The sequence below is a fragment of the Actinacidiphila glaucinigra genome (assembly GCF_035918135.1).
Classification (GTDB): Bacteria; Actinomycetota; Actinomycetes; order Streptomycetales; family Streptomycetaceae; genus Actinacidiphila; species Actinacidiphila glaucinigra.
Genome location: NZ_CP109144.1, coordinates 7,485,060 through 7,500,538 on the forward strand (window position 1 = coordinate 7,485,060; position 15,479 = coordinate 7,500,538).

At 72.6% G+C, this 15,479-nt stretch carries 13 protein-coding genes; 6 read left to right on the top strand and 7 right to left on the bottom strand.

Annotation, left to right across the window (positions count from 1 at the left end; genetic code table 11):
- Window positions 1-73 precede the first annotated feature (73 nt).
- The gene (locus OIE69_RS33765; protein ID WP_326578244.1) at window positions 74-1,234 is read left to right on the top strand and encodes a lactate 2-monooxygenase; all 1,161 of its coding nucleotides are present in this window, start codon (window positions 74-76) and stop codon (window positions 1,232-1,234) included.
- A 10-nt stretch (window positions 1,235-1,244) separates the two neighbouring features.
- Here the strand turns inward: OIE69_RS33765 and OIE69_RS33770 are convergent, their stop codons facing one another.
- Complete coding sequence (locus OIE69_RS33770; RefSeq protein ID WP_326578245.1) at window positions 1,245-1,967, bottom strand: class I SAM-dependent methyltransferase; 723 nt, start codon at window positions 1,965-1,967, stop codon at window positions 1,245-1,247.
- 135 nt (window positions 1,968-2,102) lie between these two features.
- On the opposite strand from OIE69_RS33770, the gene OIE69_RS33775 reads away from it, so the two are divergent.
- Entirely contained in the window at window positions 2,103-2,543 is a 441-nt protein-coding gene (locus tag OIE69_RS33775) for a VOC family protein (RefSeq protein ID WP_326578246.1), read from the top strand.
- On the opposite strand, the gene OIE69_RS33780 is transcribed toward OIE69_RS33775, so the two are convergent.
- Complete coding sequence (locus OIE69_RS33780; RefSeq protein WP_392567692.1) at window positions 2,518-4,431, bottom strand: PAS domain S-box protein; 1,914 nt, start codon at window positions 4,429-4,431, stop codon at window positions 2,518-2,520. The genes OIE69_RS33775 and OIE69_RS33780 overlap by 26 nt on opposite strands.
- 236 nt (window positions 4,432-4,667) lie before the next feature.
- Between OIE69_RS33780 and OIE69_RS33785 the strand changes: the two genes are divergently transcribed.
- Complete coding sequence (locus OIE69_RS33785; protein WP_455550605.1) at window positions 4,668-7,082, top strand: phosphoketolase family protein; 2,415 nt, start codon at window positions 4,668-4,670, stop codon at window positions 7,080-7,082.
- Between the two features lie 33 nt (window positions 7,083-7,115).
- Here OIE69_RS33785 and OIE69_RS33790 read toward each other — a convergent pair whose 3' ends face one another.
- On the bottom strand, window positions 7,116-7,988 hold the full coding sequence (locus tag OIE69_RS33790) for a DMT family protein (RefSeq protein ID WP_326578249.1): 873 nt from the start codon (window positions 7,986-7,988) through the stop codon (window positions 7,116-7,118).
- A 177-nt stretch (window positions 7,989-8,165) separates the two neighbouring features.
- On the opposite strand from OIE69_RS33790, the gene OIE69_RS33795 reads away from it, so the two are divergent.
- On the top strand, window positions 8,166-8,921 hold the full coding sequence (locus OIE69_RS33795; RefSeq protein ID WP_326578251.1) for a DUF4097 family beta strand repeat-containing protein: 756 nt from the start codon (window positions 8,166-8,168) through the stop codon (window positions 8,919-8,921).
- Window positions 8,922-8,983: 62 nt separating this feature from the next.
- On the opposite strand, the gene OIE69_RS33800 is transcribed toward OIE69_RS33795, so the two are convergent.
- The 4 genes from OIE69_RS33800 to OIE69_RS33815 all read right to left on the bottom strand — a co-directional run bounded on the left by OIE69_RS33800 (window position 8,984) and on the right by OIE69_RS33815 (window position 13,186).
- Window positions 8,984-9,823, bottom strand: coding sequence for a carbohydrate ABC transporter permease (locus tag OIE69_RS33800; RefSeq protein WP_326578253.1), 840 nt, complete (start codon window positions 9,821-9,823; stop codon window positions 8,984-8,986).
- Window positions 9,820-10,704, bottom strand: coding sequence for a carbohydrate ABC transporter permease (locus OIE69_RS33805; protein ID WP_326581495.1), 885 nt, complete (start codon window positions 10,702-10,704; stop codon window positions 9,820-9,822). Before OIE69_RS33805 ends, OIE69_RS33800 begins: the two co-directional genes overlap by 4 nt.
- A gap of 145 nt (window positions 10,705-10,849) precedes the next feature.
- The gene (locus tag OIE69_RS33810) at window positions 10,850-12,124 is read right to left on the bottom strand and encodes an ABC transporter substrate-binding protein (RefSeq protein ID WP_326578255.1); all 1,275 of its coding nucleotides are present in this window, start codon (window positions 12,122-12,124) and stop codon (window positions 10,850-10,852) included.
- 9 nt (window positions 12,125-12,133) lie between these two features.
- Window positions 12,134-13,186 carry a carbohydrate kinase family protein gene (locus OIE69_RS33815; protein WP_326578257.1) on the bottom strand — a complete coding sequence of 351 codons (1,053 nt, stop codon included), beginning with the start codon at window positions 13,184-13,186 and terminating at the stop codon, window positions 12,134-12,136.
- 159 nt (window positions 13,187-13,345) lie between these two features.
- Here OIE69_RS33815 and OIE69_RS33820 point away from each other — a divergent pair, with 159 nt between their 5' ends.
- Window positions 13,346-14,134 (top strand): DeoR/GlpR family DNA-binding transcription regulator, encoded by a 789-nt coding sequence (locus tag OIE69_RS33820; RefSeq protein ID WP_451916793.1) that lies wholly within the window; start codon window positions 13,346-13,348, stop codon window positions 14,132-14,134.
- Window positions 14,131-15,474, top strand: coding sequence for a 6-phospho-beta-glucosidase (locus OIE69_RS33825; RefSeq protein ID WP_326578261.1), 1,344 nt, complete (start codon window positions 14,131-14,133; stop codon window positions 15,472-15,474). Before OIE69_RS33820 ends, OIE69_RS33825 begins: the two co-directional genes overlap by 4 nt.
- The last annotated feature ends 5 nt before the right edge of the window (window positions 15,475-15,479 follow it).

Genomic DNA, 15,479 nt, shown 5'->3' on the forward strand with positions numbered 1-15,479 from the left:
CGGACGGTGGACGCGGCGGCCCGGCCCTGACACAGTCCTGCTCTCGGCACCGAGAGACGGGACAGGGACAGGGATGGGCGACCGGGCGGACCACCAGTACGAGATCTACCTCAACGGGCTCGCGGGCGTGCTGCCCGCGCTCCCCACCGACCTGACGCGGCTGGAGGCACTGGCCGCCGAGCGCCTGGCCCCCGGTCCCTTCGGGTACGTCGCCGGCAGCGCGGGAAGCGGCCGCACGGAACGTGCCAACCGGGAGGCCCTGGACCGGCTGCGGATCGTGCCGCGCATGCTGCGCGACGTGTCGGCGCGCGACCTGTCGGTGGAGGTCCTCGGCCGCACGCTGAGCGCCCCGCTCGCGCTGGGCCCGGTCGGCGTCCTGTCGATCGTGCACCCCGACGCCGAGCGCGCGGCCGCCCGTGCCGCCGCGGCGCAGGGGGTGCCGTTCGTGCTCTCCTCGGCGTCCAGCACGCCCATGGAGGACGTCGCCGAGGCCATGGGCGACGCGGAACGCTGGTTCCAGCTGTACTGGGCCAAGGACCGAGAGGTGACGCGCAGCTTCCTGGGCCGCGCCAAGGCCGCCGGGTACACCGCGCTGTTCGTCACCCTCGACACCCCGCTGCTCGCCTGGCGGCCCCGCGACCTGGACCAGGCGTACCTGCCCTTCCTCAAGGGCATCGGCACCGCCAACTACTTCACCGACCCCGCCTTCCTCGCCGGACTCGCCAAGCCCGTCGAGGACGACCTCAACGCCGCCGTCCTGCACTTCGTCGGCATGTTCGCCGACCCCGGCAAGACCTGGCCCGACCTCGCCTTCCTGCGCGAGAACTGGGACGGCCCCATCGTCCTCAAGGGCGTGCAGCACCCCGACGACGCCCGTCTGGCCGCCGACGCCGGCATGGACGGCGTCGTCGTCTCCAACCACGGCGGCCGCCAGGTGGGCGGTGCGATCGGCGCCGCCGACGCCCTCCCCGCGGTGGCCCGCGCCGTCGGCGACCGCCTCGCCGTCCTCTTCGACAGCGGCATCCGCACCGGCGACGACGTCTTCAAGGCCCTCGCCCTCGGCGCCTCCGCCGTCCTCCTCGGCCGCCCCTACGCCTACGGCCTCGGCCTCGACGGCCGGGCGGGCGTCGAGCACGTCATCCGCTGCCTGCTCGCCGAGTTCGACCTCACCCTCGCCCTGTCGGGCCACTCCCGCCCGGGGGAGCCGGGTCCGGAGTCGCTGTCGCTGGGGTGATGACGTGCCGTCACACCGCGGGTGCGGCAGCGGGCTTGCGGACGCGGAAGGCGAACTGCCCGCAGTAGGTGAGCTTGCGGAGGTTCGCCAGGGCGGCGCCGCGCTTCGTCCGCTGCGCCCAGGTGTCGATCTCGGCGTTCAGGGGTGACGCCTCGTCCCAGTAGCGGCCGTACTCCGGCGGCCGCCCGTGGTAAGAGCGCATGATGAGGGTCACCCCGTCCAGCGAGGGCCGGATCTCCTCCAGGGTGAGCCCGGCCTCCTCGACCAGCACCCGGAAGCCGTACGGCGTGTAGTTCCAGAGACTGAAGGAGTGGTAGGGCTCGAACTGCGAGGTGCTGCCGATGAAGACCGCGCCCGGCCGCAGCACCCGTCCGATCTCGGCCAGCAGTTCCCTCGGGCGGGAGACGTGCTCGAACACCTGGTGCGAGTAGACCAGCGGGAGGGCGCCGGTGCGGAAGGGCAGCCGGACGCCGTCGTAGTGCAGGACGGGGTCGTCGCCGGGGGTGCGCTGCCGCGCCTCGGGGGAGTCGCCGATGTCGACGCCCACCCAGCGCACCCGCGGGTTGTGCCGGCGGAAGTGCGCGGCGGAGGTGCCGCGGCCGCAGCCGAGGTCCACCACCCGGTCCGGTGCCTGGGCGGAGGTCATGGCCTCGTCGAGGTAGAAGCGCGAGGTGACCTGGCGGGCGTGGTCGTCGGGGATGCAGTCGCGCATGAGCTCCCACAGGGTTGCCATGGACCCGATGCTACGGACGGACCCCGGACCGGGACCGGCGGCGCGCGGCCCTGGTCACGACCGCACCGCCGTCCGGGCCCCGGGACTCGCGCAATGCGGACCGGAACCGACCGCCAGCCGCGCGAGCATGACGGTATGACGACGACATTCCGCGGTCTGGCCACCATCCGCCACCACGCGGAGGACCTCGCGGCCGCGAAGGCCTGGTACATCGAACTGCTCGGCGTCGAGCCCTACTTCGACACCCCGGACTACATCGAGTTCCGCCTCGGCGACCACAGCCAGGAGCTGGGCGTCTCCCGTACGCCCTCCGCGCCGGTCGGCGTGGTCGCCTACTGGCACGTCGACGACGTCGAGGCGGTCTGGGAGCGACTGCTCGCCCTGGGGGCCCGCTCCCACGAGGCACCGCGCGACTACGGCCACGGCTTTGTCGCGGGCGCGGCCGTCGACCCCTTCGGGAACCTGCTCGGCGTGATGTACAACCCACACTTCGTCGAGGTGGCCGAGGCGGCCGAGGTGAGCGGGGCAACCGGCGGCGCCGCCCCCGGCGTCACCCGTGCGCCAGCCGGAGGGTGAACCACACCGTCTTGCCCTCGCTGGACGGCCGGGTGCCCCAGCCCGTGGCCAGGGCCTCCACCAGCAGCAGGCCGCGCCCCGACTCGTCGCCGAGCTCGGCCGGACGGCGCTGCGGGATGTGGGTGCTGTGGTCGGTGACCTCGACGGTGATCTCCTGGTCGGTACGGTGCAGCCGCAGCCGCAGCGGCCCCTGGGCGTGCCGGACGGCGTTGGTGAGGACCTCCGAGGCCAGCAGGCAGGCGGCGTCCGAGACCTCCTCGCAGCCCCACTGCGCCAGGGTCTCGCGGACGAAGCCGCGCCCGTCGGCGACCGCCGAGGGGACGGCCGTCACCTCTATGGCGGTCGAGGCGAGCGGTGCCTCGGGCAGCCGGGCCAGCAGCAGGGTGACGTCGTCGGCGTGGCCGTCGGCGTCGGGGCGGAGTGAGGCCAGCACCATGTCGGCGGCCTCCTCCAGCCCGGGGGAGCGGGCGAAGGCGGTGCGGAGCTCCGTTCCCAGGCGGCGCAGCTGTTCGTCGATGTCGGAGCGGGGCGTCTCGACCAGCCCGTCGGTGTAGAGCACGAGCGTCGACCCCGCCGGCACGGGCAGGCACACCTGCTGGTGCGGCACGTCGCCGACGCCGAGCGGCACGCTGATCGGCGCGGGCAGCTCCCGCACGACGGCGTCGGGACCGGGGTCCACCAGCAGCACCGGCAGATGGCCCGCGGAGCAGACCGTCACCTCGCCCGCGTCCGGGTCCACCACCAGGTAGCAGCAGGTGACGAGCTGGTCGGGCAGGTCGGTGACGAAGGCGTCGAGGGCCTGTATCAACTGCCGCGGCGGTATCCCGGTCTTGGCCAGCGCGCGGGCCGCCGACCGCAGTTGCCCCATCACCGCGGCGGCCTCCAGGCCGCGCCCCATCACGTCGCCGATGAGCACGCCCACCTGGCCTCCGCCCAGCGGGATGAGGTCGAACCAGTCGCCGCCGACGCCCGCGCCCTGCGTGGCGGGGAAGTAGCGGCTCGCGGTGCGCATGCCGGGCGGTTCCGGCGGCGACCCCATGAGGCTGCGCTGCAGGGTCAGCGCGATGTGCCGCTGCTGCCGGTACAGCTCCGTCAGCTCCTCCTCGGCACGCCTGAGGTCGGCGATGTCGCGCACGATGGAGCAGGCGCCCACGATGGCCCCGTCCCGGCCGCGGATCGGCCAGAGGGTCACGTCGACGTCCAGCAGCCGCCCGGTGCTCGTCACCCGCAGCATCTCGAAGTGCTCCACCCGCTCACCGCGGGCGAGCCGTTCCAGCAGGGCCGCGATCTCCTCCTTCAGGTGCGCAGGGGCCAGCATCGACACGTGCCGGCCGATCGCCTCCTCCGCCGAGTAGCCGTACAGCCGCTGCGCCGCGGCGTTCCAGTAGGTGATGCGGCCGTCGAGGGTCTTGGCGAGGATCGCGTCCTGGGACGACTCCACGAGCACCGCCAGCTCGTTGATGCGCTCCTCCGCGGCCTTGCGCTCGCTGACGTCGCGAACCGCCGCGGAGATCAGCAGGCCGTCGGCGGTCTGCAGCGGGCTGAGGCTGATCTCGACGGGGAACTCCCGGCCGTCCTTGCGCAGTCCGTACAGCTCCAGTCCGGCGCCCATCGGGCGCACCTGCTGGTTGTGCGCGTAGCCGTGCCGGTAGGCGGGGTGGTGGCCGCGGAAGCGATCGGGGACCAGCACCTCGACGGGGCGGCCCAGCAGCTCCTGCCGGGTGTGGCCGAAGAGGGACTCGGTCTGGGCGTTGACCAGTCTGATGACACCGGTGCCGTCCACGATGACCATCGCGTCCGGGGCCGCCTCGAGCAGCGCTCGGAACATCTCCCCGGCGGCCGGGTCACCGACCGCCGGGGCCGCCGCGTCGGTCCGGGTCTCGTGCATCATGGTCCCCCTGTCGATCCGGGCGTCCTTACGGGGCCGATTCCGGGACCGTAGGGCCTGGGGACGGGCCGTGCCGGGGATGCGCCGAAAGCGGTCCGGTTCGCCCGAAACCGCTCAACGGGCGATCTTCCCTGCGTCCTCCTCCGGCACGGGCACTCCAGATCACGGCCCGTGTCGGACATCCCGTCGGCGTCCGGACCGCGGCAAGAGGCCCCATCCGGCCCTAGCGGACCGTCATCGGGAGTGCCGAGTCTGGGAAGGAGAGGTCTCCCGTAACCGACGTTTCGGAGGAAGCCATGCACGACGAGGAGCTCCGTGCCCTCGACGCCCATTGGCGCGCCGCGAACTACCTGGCCGTCGGCCAGATCTATCTGATGGGCAATCCGCTCCTGGCCGAACCGCTCCGCCCCGAACACGTGAAACCACGGCTGCTCGGCCACTGGGGCACCTCGCCCGGCCTGAACCTCGTGTACACGCACCTCAACCGGGTGATCAAGGCCCGCGGGCAGCGGGAGCTCGCCGTCTGGGGCCCGGGGCACGGCGGCCCGGCGGTCCTGGCGAACGCGTGGCTGGAGGGCACGTACTCGCAGACCTACCCGGACGTCCCCCGTGACGCCTCGGGCATGGACCGGCTGTTCCGGCAGTTCTCCTTCCCCGGGGGCGTGCCGAGCCACGTGGCGCCGGAGACCCCCGGCTCGATCCACGAGGGCGGTGAGCTGGGCTACTCGCTCTCGCACGCCTACGGTGCCGCCTTCGACCACCCCGAACTCGTCGTCACCTGCGTCATCGGCGACGGCGAGGCCGAGACGGGGCCGCTCGCCGCGTCCTGGCACTCCAACAAGTTCCTCGACCCCGTCCACGACGGGGCGGTCCTGCCGGTCCTGCACCTGAACGGCTACAAGATCGCCAACCCCACCGTTCTCGCCCGGATCCCGCAGGGCGAACTCGACGAACTGCTGCGCGGCTACGGACACGAGCCGCTGTACGTCACCGGGGACGACCCGATGGCGGTGCACGCCGCGATGGCCGAGGCGATGGACACCGCCCTGGACCGCATCGCGGAGATCCAGGCCGCCGCCCGCGAGGGCGGGGAGAACGGGCGACCGCGCTGGCCCGTGATCGTGTTGCGCACGCCCAAGGGGTGGACCGGCCCGGCCGAGGTCGACGGCCTTCCCGTGGAGGGGACTTGGCGCGCCCACCAGGTGCCGTTGGCCGCGGTCCGTGACAACCCCCAGCACCTGCGGCAGCTCGAGCAGTGGATGCGCTCGTACCGGCCGCAGGAGCTGTTCGACGAGGACGGCGCGCCCACCGCGCAGGTGCTGGCCTGCGTCCCCGAGGGCGACCTGCGGCTCGGCGCCACCCCCTACGCCAACGGCGGGCTGCTGCTGCGCGACCTGCCCGTGCCGCCCCTGGAGCGGTTCGCCGTCGAGGTCGACAAGCCGGGGGTGACCCTGCACGAGCCCACCCGGATGCTCGGCGCTCTGCTGGAGCGCGTCATGGCCGACACCGCCGAGCGCCGCGACTTCCGGCTCGTGGGCCCCGACGAGACCGCCTCCAACCGGCTACAGGCGGTCTACGAGGCCAGCGGCAAGGCGTGGCGGGCCGAGGTCCTCCCCGTCGACGAACACCTGGACCGGCACGGCCGCGTCATGGAGATCCTCTCCGAGCACACCTGCCAGGGCTGGCTGGAGGGCTACCTCCTCACCGGCAGGCACGGGCTGTTCTCCTGCTACGAGGCCTTCGTCCACATCGTCGACTCGATGGTGAACCAGCACGTCAAGTGGCTGCGCACCACCCGGGCGCTGCCCTGGCGCCGCCCCATCGCCTCCCTGAACTACCTGCTGACATCGCACGTGTGGCGGCAGGACCACAACGGCTTCTCCCACCAGGACCCCGGCTTCATCGACCACATCCTCAACAAGGCGCCCGAGGTCGTGCGGGTCTACCTGCCGCCGGACACCAACACCCTGCTGTCGACCGCCGAGCACGTGCTGCACAGCCGCGACTACGTCAACGTCGTCGTCGCCGGCAAGCAGCCCTGCTTCGACTGGCTCGACCTCGACGCCGCCCGCGCCCACTGCGCCCGCGGCGCCGGGGTCTGGCAGTGGGCGGGCACCGAGGACGGCACCCGCGAACCGGACGTCGTCCTCGCCTGCGCCGGTGACGTGCCCACCCAGGAGGTGCTGGCCGCCGCCTCGCTGATCCGTCGTCATCTGCCCGAGCTGGCCGTGCGGGTGGTCAACGTGGTCGACCTCGCGCGGCTGCTGCCCAAGGACGAGCACCCGCACGGCATGGCGGACCCGGATTACGACGCGCTCTTCACCCGCGACAGGCCGGTGATCTTCGCCTACCACGGCTATCCGTGGCTCATCCACCGCCTCGCCTACCGCCGTACCGGACACGCCCACCTGCATGTGCGCGGCTACAAGGAGATCGGCACCACGACCACGCCCTTCGACATGGTCGTCCGCAACGACCTCGACCGCTTCCGGCTGGTCATGGACGTCATCGACCGCGTACCGGGGCTGGCGGTGCGGGCCGCGCCGGTACGGCAGCTGATGGAGGACGCCCGGCTGCGGCACCACGCGTGGATCCGCGAGCACGGCACGGACCTGCCGGAGGTCGCCGACTGGACCTGGCCGGGGCGGTGACCGGCTGACCGTCTGACGGCCGTCAGGCGGCCCTCACGGCGCGCCGCCCGCGGCCGACGCGGGCGGCGCGTCCTGCTCCGCCTCCCCGAACCGCGCCAGTGCCAGCGCCCCCGCGATCGACAGCACGAAGCCGATGGCGGCGAGCGGGGCCCGGTCGTGCCGCGTGGAGTCCCCCAGCCACACCACCCCGAAGAGCGCGGGCCACAGGGACTCGGTGATGACCATCGCCGCCGTCGCGGCGGTCACCGAGCCCGCCCGGAGGGCGTCGACGAGGAAGACGAAGCCGGTGACCCCCGAGATGACGACGGCGTACGTCGCCGGGTCCGCGAGCAGCTCGCCCGGCGCGAACCCGATCAGCATCCGCACCGACACCGCGACGACCCCGAAGCCGAGCCCGGCCACGGCGCCGAGCACGGCCGCCCGGCTCCGCGTGGCACGGCGTTCCACGACCCGCCCGGCAACCGCCAGCACGACCGCCGTGACGAGGATCGCCAGCCGCAGCCGCAGGTCACCCTCGCCTCCGCCGTCCCGGCCGCCGGAGACGGCGAGCACCGCGAGCCCGAGGCAGACCGCCCCGACCGCCGTCCACTCCACCGCGCGCAGCCGCACCTTCAGCAGCACCGCCGCCACGACCGCGGTGACCGCGAGGGAGGACGCCAGCGCCGCCTCGACCACGAACAGCGCGACGGACCGCAGCGCGACCAACTCCGCCGCGAAGCCCAGCGCGTCCATCCCGACACCCACGACGAACGGCCAGCAGCGCAGTGCCGCCACCAGCGTCCGCGCCCCCGCGCACGGCGCCCCCGGTGCGGCCGCGGCGGCCCGGCGCGCGCCCATGGCCTGGAGCACGGTCGCCGTCCCCATCAGCACGGCGGCACACAGAGCGAAGGCGATACCCGGTCCCATGCACGGACCGTAACCGCCCGGGGCGGGCGGCCGGTGCGACCGCCACGCGCCATCCCCTGCCCGCCCGCCCGCCTGCCCGCCGACGGGCCGGTCACCCCATCGGAGGATCGGGAATGCCGCCTTTGCAGCGATATGATCCGCATGGGGCGATGGTTGACGACGTGCAAGGAGAAGGCAGTGGTGAACAGTTGGCGCGCGGTCGCGGTCGTCCTGGCACTTGCGGCGGCGGGGTTCCTGACGTCCTGCGACGCGGGCGGCGACGGGGCACCCGGTGCCGACGTCACCGGCTCCGCCGTCCCCTCGGGGGAGGGGTCACCCGGCGGCGCGACCGACAAGTCCTCCCCGCACTCCTACGAGATCTCCGGCGCGAAGGCGCTCGACGTGCGCAACGAGAACGGTTCCGTGCGGATCACCGTGGGCAGCGGGCCGATGTCGGTGACCGAGACCCTGGAGTACGGCGCCGTGAAGCCGGCCACCCGCCATCGGGTCGAGGCCGGCACCTTGAGGCTGGTCGGCTCCGGGTGCGGGAACAGCCGGCCGTGCAAGGTCGACTACGTCGTCAGGGTGCCCCCTGCGACGCCCGTCACCGTCAAGGTGGACAACGGGGAGGTCGAGGCGGACGGCGTCACCGGCGCGGTCGACCTCGGCACGGGCAACGGCAGCGTCACCGGCGCCGCCCTCGGCGCCCGCCGGGCGTCCCTGACGAGCGTGAACGGCACGGTCGAGGCGACCTTCGAGATCGCACCGGAGGAGGTCACCGCCACGACCGAGAACGGCATGGTCACCGTCACCGTGCCCCCCGGAACCGCCTACGACGTGCGGGCCCGGACCGGCGTCGGGATGAGGCAGGTGAGCGTGCCGACCGATGCGTCGTCGTCCCGCAGGATCACCGCCACCACCGAGAACGGCATGGTCACGGTGCAGACGGGCTGACCGCCCGCCCGGGGCCGCCCCGGGGCGCCGCTGTTCGCCGCGGTGCCCCGGGGGCCGTGCGGTCAGCCGCGGACGGCCCCCTCGGTCGCGCCCGCGATGAAGCCCCGGGCGAAGAGCGCGAAGACCACCACCAGGGGCGCGGAGGCGATGAGCACGGCGGCCATCACGACGCTGTAGTCGGTGGAGCGGCCGACGTTCAGCTGGGCCAGGGCGACCTGGAGCGTGATGTGCTCGGGGTTGACCAGGGCGATCAGCGGCCAGACGTAGTCGTTCCAGGCGTTGACGAAGGCGTAGATCCCGAGGAACGCCAGCGCCGGCCGGATCATCGGCAGCACCACGTGCCAGTACTGGCGCAGGAATCCGCAGCCGTCCATGCGGGCGGCGTCGAGGAGTTCGTCGGGGACGCCCCCGCTGACGTACTGGCGCAGCCAGAAGATGCCGAAGGCGTTGGCCAGCGCGGGCGGGATGAGCGCCTTGAGCGTGCCGAGCCAGCCCAGGTGCATCATGATCAGGTACTGCGGGATGATCGCCAGCTGCAGCGGCAGCATCATGAAGACGAGCAGCACCCCGAAGAGCCACCTGCGCCCGGGGAAGTCGAACTTGGCGAAGGCGAAGGCCGCGATCGAGTCGACGAGGAGCACGAGCACGGTCGAGACGCAGGCGACCGCCAGCGTGTTGAGCATCGAGCCGAAGAAGTCGATGCTGTCGAGCACCGTGCGGACGTTGTCCAGCAGGTGCGGGCCGAAGGAGACCTTGGGCGGCGTGCGGTAGATGTCGCGGGTGGTGTTGGTCGCCATGACGATCGTCCAGTAGAACGGGAAGACCGAGACGAGGACCGCGACGATCAGCACGAGGTGCGCGGTGAGCCCCTTGGGGCGCAGCGACCGTGCGGTGCGCGTCATGACTTCCTCCCGCGCTGGACGAGGCGCCAGTTGACGACGACGAGCACGAGGACGAGCACGAAGAACGCCCAGACGATGGCGGCCCCGTAGCCGAAGTCGTTGTTGGAGAACGCCGATTGGTAGAAGTAGAGCAAGGTGGTCAGACCTGCCTGGCCGGGGCCGCCGAGATTGGCGTTGGCCGCGTTGCTGCCGAAGAGGACCTGCGGCTCGGTGAAGCTCTGCAGGCCGTTGACGGTCGAGATGACGACCGTGAACAGGATGATCGGGCGCAGGATCGGGATCGTGATGCGCAGGAAGGTCCGCACCGGCCCGGCCCCGTCGATCCGCGCCGCCTCGTAGACCTCGCCGGGGATGGCCTGCATCCCCGCCAGGTAGATGATCATGTTGTACCCGGTCCACTGCCAGGTCATCAGCAGCGCGATCACCAGCTTGATGGTCCACGGATTGCTCATCCACTGGACCTCGGGCAGGCCGGCCATGTGCAGGATCGCGTTGACCAGGCCGAAGTTGTTGCTGAAGACCGCCCCGAAGAAGATCGCGATGGCGACGATCGAGGTGACGTTCGGCAGGAAGAGCGCGATCCGGTAGAAGGACTTGAAGCGCCGCACGGAGTTGAGCAGCGTGGCCAGCACCAGCGCCCCGAGGAGCGTCGGCACCGTCGACAGCACCCAGATGGCCAGGGTGTTGCGGATCGACAGCCAGAAGACCGGGTCGTCCATCAGGAAGCGGAACTGCTGCAGCCCGACGAACTGCATCTCGCCGATGCCGTCCCAGCGGTGGAAGGCCAGGTAGAGCGAGTAGAACACCGGCCAGAGCATGAAGACGCCGAAGACCAGGTAGAACGGCGAGATCGCCAGGTACTGCGGCCAGAAGGACAGCACCCCGCGCCGGGCGGCCCGCGCCCCCGGCCGGGGCGGGTGGTGCGCGGGCGCGGAGCGGCGCGGACGGAAGCGCGGCCGCCCGGGGCCGCCGCCGGTGGCGTCCACCGCGACGGAACCGGGGCCGGTGGTCGGAGGCGCCGCCATGTCAGCGCACGCCCTGCCGCTGCGCGATCTGCTTGGCCTGGGCCACGGCGTCCTTCCAGGCGTCGTCCGGCTTCTTGCCCTTGGTCTCGACGTTGGTCAGCTCGGTCTTGTACGTCGCCATCAGGGCCGCGTCCGCCGGGGCCTCGTAGGCAGCCGGGATCGCCTTGGCGGCCGGCCCGAAGACGTCGATGGTCTTCTGGCCGCCGAAGTACGGATCGCCGGCCGTCATCTGCGGCATCGCGTACGCCGCGGGGGCGGCCGGGAAGATCGCGGCGTCGGCGAAGCCGCGGGCGTCGTTGGCGGGGCTCAGCAGCCAGCTCACGACCTTGAAGGCCTGCTCGGGGTTGCGGCACTGGCGGGGCAGCGCCAGGAACGAGCCGCCGAGGTTGGACGGGCCGCCCGGCATCGGGGCCACGCGCCACTTGCCCTTGGAGTCGGGGGCGGCGGAGGAGATGTCCAGGGCGTGCCAGGCGGCGCCGAGTTCGGTCGCCAGCGTGCCCTTGGCGATGGCCGCGTTCCAGCTGTTGTCGTTGATCTTGGCGTCTAGCCCGAGCTCGTACGGCCGTACGGCCAGGTCCCACGCGGCACGGATGTGGTCCTGGTCGCCGACGAAGTGGTTGCCGGTGTCGATGAAGCGCTGTGTGCCCTGGCCGACGGCGATGTCGAAGACCGCGCTCGCGCTGTTGATCAGCGACGCCGACGGCACCGCCTTGTGCAGCTCCCGGCCCGCGGCCAGCCAGTCGTCCCAGGTCTTGATCTGCGCCGCGACCTGCTCCGGCTCGGAGGGCAGCCCGGCCTGCTCGAAGAAGTCAGCGCGGTAGAACATCGCGGTGGGGCCGATGTCGATCGGGAAGCCGACCTGCCGGCCGTCCTCGCTCCGCGCCAGTTTGGTCTTCCACTCCAGGTACTGCGGGGCCACGTCCTTGAAGCCCAGGTCGTTGAGGTCCAGGAAGCGGTTGGCGTTGGGCAGGAAGGAGGCCATGTCCTCGCCCTTGATGCCGGTGATGTCGGGCACGGACTGGCCGCCGGTCAGCGTCGTGAGCAGCTTCTGTTTGAAGTCGCCGCCTATCTGCGCGGACTTCAGGGTCACCTCGGTGAAGTGCGCCTCGGCGTCCTTGACAACCTTGTCACTCAGCCCGCCGCCCCAGTACCAGAGCGTGAGGTTCTTGCCGTTCCTGGTGCCGCCCGCTCCGCCGCCACCGCACGCGGCGGTGAGGCCGGCGGCCGCGGCGGTGAGCACGGTCGCCTGCAGGAATCGTCTGCGGGAAAGGTCCACGGGGTTCTCCTACTGCTCGGGCTGATCGGCGGGGTGCGGGCCGGCGGCGGTCGTCTCGGCGGCCGGCACGGCGTGGTCGAGGAAGGCGTACGCGGAGCGCAGGTCGTCGTTGCCGGGGGAGTCGCGCACGGACCGCCACCAGTGGCCGACGGCGGCCAGGTCCGGTGCGGCGGCGGCGCCCCCGATCCGCCGCACGGACAGCGCGGCGACGAGGTTGGCGAAGCGCAGCCGGTCGGCGAGCGGCCGGCCGGCCAGGGTGGCGGCGACCAGCCCGGCCCCGAAGACGTCGCCGGCGCCGGTGGTGTCGACGGCGTCCACCACCAGACCGGCCACCGACACGCTCTCGCCCGTCGTGGCGTCCACCGCCAGCGCGCCCCCGGCGCCGTCGGTGACCACGGCGAGCGGCACCAGGTCGGCGAGCCGGGACAGCGCCGCCCGCGGGGTGCCGGTGCGGGTGTAGGCCATCGCCTCCTCCGCGTTGGGCATGAAGGCGTGGCACAGGGCCAGCTGCTCCAGCACCGCCGGGCTCCAGCGCTCCGAGGGGTCCCAGCCGACGTCGGCGAAGACCAGGGTGCCCGCGGCGTGCGCGCGCCCCACCCACTCCAGCGGCTCGGCGCCGATGTGGGCGATCGCGGCCCGGCTGGGCGGCGGTTCGCCGATCATCGCGTCCGGGCCGAGCGGGGGCTCCTGGCCGTGGGTGACCAGTGCCCGGTCGCCGTCGTACGCGAGCGAGACGGTCACCGGGGTCGGCCATCCGGCGAAGCGGCGGGAGCGGGAGAGCTCGACGCCCTCGGTGACGGACAGCTCGTGCCACAGGTGCGTGCCGAGCAGGTCCTCGCCGAAGGCCGCGGACAGCGACGTGCGCAGCCCCAGCCTGCGCAGCGCGACCGCGAAGTTGGCGATCCCGCCGGGGGACGTGCCCATGCCCTTGGTCCACACCTCGGCGCCCGGGGTGGGAGCCGAGGGGAGCCCGGTGAAACCCAGGTCGAAGAAGAGCAGCCCTGACAGGAAGACATCGGCTGCCTCCTCCCGGGTGCTGCCGGCGTGTGTCGACCGCGGCATTGCGACCTACCTCTCCAGGGGCACCGGCGCGGGGCGCCCGGTGCTTCGTGTCCCCCCGGTCCAGGCCCGGACGGGGGGACGCCCCGGCCTGAAGTAGGCAAGAGCTTGCATGCTGTGCAGTGGTTTGACAAGGGTCAATCACAAACCTGCTCGACTTTGATTGACTTTGCAGAGAGCCCGGGTAGGGTTCGTGCCATGCTCCCCGACCGACGACATGAGCTGATCCTCCGAGCCCTGCGGGCGGACGGCCCCACCTCGGTGACCGTGCTGGCCGAGCGGATCGGCGCCAGCCAGGCCACGATCCGCCGCGACCTCATCCAGCTCGAGGACGAGGGCCTGCTGAAGCGGGTCTACGGCGGCGCGGTCCCGCTGACCGGCGAGGACGACCCGTTCCCTGACGTCGCCGCCGTCCGCGTCGAGGCCAAGGACGCCATCGCCGTTCGCTGCGCCGAGATCATCAAGGACGGCGAGACCGTGCTGCTGGACATCGGGACCACCGCCCTGCGGGTCGCCCGGCACCTGCGCGGCCGCTCGCTCACGGTGATCACCAGCAACCTCGCGGTCTACGAGGAGCTGCAGGACGAGAAGGACGTCCAGCTGGTGCTGCTCGGCGGGGTCGTGCGCCGCGAGTACCGCTCCCTGGTCGGTTTCCTCACCGAGGACAACCTGCGCCAGGTCCGGGCCGACCGGCTGGTCCTGGGCACCAGCGGCATCCGCCCCAACGGGCAGATACTGGACACGACCGCCGTGGAGGTGCCCGTCAAGCGGGCCATGATCGCGGCGAGCGACCAGGTGGTGCTCGCCGCGGACGCCGGCAAGTTCCCCGGCACCGGCATGGCCCGCGTGTGCGGGCCCGAGGACATCGACGTCGTGGTGACCAACGCCCCGGCGGACGCGACGACCCGGACCTCGCTGCGCGAGGCGGGGGTGGAGGTGGTCGAGGTATGAGGCTCACGATTCTCGGTGGTGGCGGTTTCCGCGTCCCGCTGGTCTACCGCGCCCTGCTGGAGGACCGTGCGGCGGGCCGCGTCACCCACGTGACCCTGCACGACCTGGACCCCGGACGCCTGGACGCCATCGTCCGGGTGCTGCGGCAGCAGGCGCGGGGATACCCCGACGCGCCGGGGGTCACCGTCACCACCGACCTCGACGAGGCCGTCACCGGCGCCGACTTCGTCTTCTCCGCGATCCGCGTCGGCGGCCTCGCCGGACGCGTCGTCGACGAGCGCGTCGCCCTCGACGAAGGCGTCCTCGGCCAGGAGACGGTCGGCCCCGGCGGCATCGCGTACGGGCTGCGCACCATCCCGGTCGCCGTCGACATCGCCCGCCGCATCGCGCGGCTCGCGCCCGACGCCTGGGTCATCAACTTCACCAACCCCGCCGGCATGGTCACCGAGGCCATGTCCCACCACCTCGGCGACCGCGTCATCGGCATCTGCGACTCGCCCGTCGGCCTCGGCAGGAGGGTGGCGCGCGCCCTGGGCGTCGACGCCGGCCGCGCCTGGTTCGACTACGCGGGCCTGAACCACCTCGGCTGGCTGCGGGCGGTGCGCGTGGACGGCGTCGACCTGCTCCCGCGGCTGCTGGCCGACGAGGCGGCGCTCACCTCCTTCGAGGAGGGCAAGCTCTTCGGCGCCGACTGGCTGCGCACCCTCGGCTCGGTGCCCAACGAGTACCTGAACTACTACTACTCCAACCGCGAGACCGTGGCCGCCGCGCGCGACGCCGAGCACACCCGCGGCGCCTTCCTCCTGGAGCAGCAGCAGCGCTTCTACGAGACGATGCGCGCCCCGGGCACCGAGCCCTTCGCGGCCTGGGACGCCACCCGCCTGGAGCGCGAGACGACCTACGGCGCCGACGTACGGGAGGCCGCGGGAGCCGGCGAACGCGACTCGTGCGACCTGGAGTCCGGCGGCTACGAGAAGGTCGCCCTCGCCCTGATGCGGGCCATCGCCCTCGACGAGCGCACCACGCTGATCCTCAACGTCCGCAACCGCCGCGCCCTGGAGCCGCTCGACGCCGAGGCCGTCGTGGAGGTGCCCTGCCACGTGGACGCCAACGGCGCCCGCCCGATCGTCGGCGATCCGCTGCCCGGCCACGCCGTCGGCCTGGTCACCTCCGTCAAAGCCGTCGAGCGCGACGTCATCCTGGCCGCCACCACCGGCGAGCGCGCCGCCGCGCTGCGCGCGTTCGCGCTGCACCCGCTCGTCGACTCCGTCGCCGTCGCCCAGCGTCTGCTCGACGGCTACCGCAAGCACGTACCCGACCTCGCCTACCTCCGGGACTGAGGGGA